Here is a 734-nt window from a genome sequence, read left to right as displayed (position 1 = left end):
AGGTCGTACCGGGGAACTCGTGGACGAGCCGCATGAAGGTGCCGATGACGCGTTCCATCGCGCCGTGCAGGTGAGGGGCGCCCGGCGGACGTTCGCGCATCTCGATGCCGTACTGCTGCAGTCCGCGCAGGAAGCCCTTTCCGTCGTACTCGCCGCCCCGGTCGAAGCCCAGGCGCCTGGGAATACCCCAGATCGGCCAGTCGAGGTCCAGGCCCCGCTGGGCAAGCCACTCGGCCTTGTCCTGCGCCGCGTGGGCCAGGCACAGGGCCGACGTCAGCGTCGAGGGTGGCTCCAGCGTCAGGGCGAAGCCGGGGATGACCCGGCTGAAGAGATCCAGGGCGAAGGTCCCGGTCGGCCGACCGATCGGCTTGCGGTGCGTCTCGTCGACGATCATCAGGTCCACGGGTGTTGAGTCTGATCGGTGCGCTTGAAAATGAACAGGACGGCCGGGCGAAAGTGAACAGCTTATTCGGCAGCCTGAACAGCTGAAGGGGTTGAGAAACCCGGAGGCTGCTCGCGCCTTCATCGCATCAATTCCGGCAAGTACTGTCCACCGTCGTTGAAGACGGGGAGACAGATGCCGAGAGAGAGGGTTGCGATGAGGAAGGTGAAGGAAGTGCTGCGGCTACGCTACGAACTTGGAATGAGCTACAGCCAGATCCGTCAGAGCTGTGGGGTCAGCCTGGGTACGCTGAACAACCTGCTGGTGCGGGCGGAACAGGCAGGGCTGACGA

The 734-nt window shown here is 64.4% G+C and carries 2 protein-coding genes; one reads left to right on the top strand and one right to left on the bottom strand.

The features are described from left to right. Window positions 1–403: DDE-type integrase/transposase/recombinase (locus N826_RS39135; protein ID WP_169789525.1), on the bottom strand; the 403-nt coding region annotated here is incomplete at its 3' end. 174 nt (window positions 404–577) lie between these two features. Between N826_RS39135 and N826_RS46285 the strand changes: the two genes are divergently transcribed. After that, a partial coding sequence (locus N826_RS46285; RefSeq protein WP_211099493.1) for a sigma factor-like helix-turn-helix DNA-binding protein occupies window positions 578–734 on the top strand: 157 nt, incomplete at its 3' end.

Source organism: Skermanella aerolata KACC 11604, from assembly GCF_000936425.1.
GTDB classification, from domain to species: domain Bacteria; phylum Pseudomonadota; class Alphaproteobacteria; order Azospirillales; family Azospirillaceae; genus Skermanella; species Skermanella aerolata.
Note: the sequence above shows the minus strand (reverse complement) of the source record. Positions and strands in the feature narration are given on the sequence as shown.